General features: G+C 57.1%; 1 protein-coding gene. It reads right to left on the bottom strand.

Translation table 11 applies throughout. The features are described 5' to 3' along the window. Nucleotides 1-239: 239 nt before the first annotated feature. The coding region (locus EXE46_RS16100) for an IS4 family transposase (RefSeq protein WP_137689350.1) at nucleotides 240-1500 on the bottom strand (1261 nt) is incomplete at its 5' end.

The raw sequence follows: 1500 nt of genomic DNA, 5'->3' as shown, positions 1-1500 counted from the left end.
CATCCGTTGTAGTTTAGCGGCGCGTCGAGGCGGTGTTTGTGCGGATAGTTGAGCAAGACGGTGTTGAGTCAAATCGCTGATGAAGCGTGATCGGAGAACTGAACAGAGGCTCTTCCGTCTCGGATGGTGAGATCTATGTCACTCTCTGAAGGCGGCGCACTCACTCCGGTGAGTGCGTCGCCGATCCAGAGCTGTCGCTACTACCTACGTCTGAGCTGACCGGCTTGTCAGGCGAGTTTCTACCAGAACTCGCCTGACTCAACCTGCTCACGTAATCTTGGTCGATGTGGATTTGGATCCCGTGACGACCACAACAGCAATTCGTCGAGATCTGGCGGTTCATACCCGAGATCTAGCATCAGGTACAGCTGGACCAAGTGTGCGTGACGTTCGAGCGCGTGAGAACACTGACGACGTGGCAGACGCGTCGACGACGCGGCCGCGTCGTCGTCGCTTCCCTGCCGCTTTGCGTCTAATTTGCGGAGCTCATCCACGATAACGCGGCTCATCAGCAGCGAAATCGCGGCGACGATGATCAGCGCTTCGATGATGTAGGGATCCGTCGTGTTGATTTCGTCAAGGCCGAAGCGTGATTTGAGTTCCTTGAACAGCAGCTCAATCTCCCACCGCGCCCGATAGAGCTGTGCGATATCGGGCGCGTGGTAGTCGTCTCTGGCGAGATTCGTCAGGTAGAGGTGGTACTCGTCGCTGTCCTCGTTGAGCACACCGACGAGCCGGAACGTTCGGGTCGTGCTGACGCCCGACCCTCGCTTGCGGTCGAATGAGAGGGTGATCCGAGCGTCGATCTCCTGTCGCTGCAGGTCGTCGAGGACGTCCTGCAGCGACTCGCCTTCAAGCGGAATGCTGTTTCCCCGCCATGTCCGCAGCTCTTCGACAATCTCGAAGTTCGCGTTATCCTTGACCCGTGAGACGAACCAGCCGCCGTTTTGGTCAATACGGTCGAACAGCCAGAAGTCGTAGAAGCCGAGATCGAGTAAGACGAGTGCGCCAGCTACCCACTCGCCGGTGGGTAGCTGGCTTCGCTCCTGCGTTTTGGCGTCAGTCGTCTGAAACCGCGTGGGAAGACCGGTTGAGAGTGATTCAGTGAGATGAAGCTTCACGCCGGCTTGATCGTCGCCAGTCGCTGCGTAGACGTCTGTAGCGTCTTGGTAGAGTGAGACGATAGAGGCGTCAACAATGAGGACGTCTCGAAAGCGTTCGAGACGTCCGCTGAGGTCGGTTTGTTCGATTTCGAGATTCTCGATGGCGTCATCGAGAATCTCTCGGAGGAGTGCGACGAAGGTAGGCGAAAACCAGCCGTGGAAGGTTGGATACGCAAGTTCGTCACAGTCTGCCATTTCGACGAACCGTTCGAGAAATGCCTGAATAGAGCGGTCTGATCCAGCAGCAAAACCCAGTGAGAGGGTGTAGAACAACGCGACAGTGTCGAACTTACGCTCTCGTTGAATGAGATTCGTTGCGCGAGCGCGCTCGCGCAAC

The organism is Halorubrum sp. GN11_10-6_MGM (assembly GCF_005435165.1).
GTDB lineage: Archaea > Halobacteriota > Halobacteria > Halobacteriales > Haloferacaceae > Halorubrum.
The sequence above is the reverse complement of the archived record's forward strand: the minus strand, read 5'-3'. Positions and strand labels throughout refer to the sequence as shown.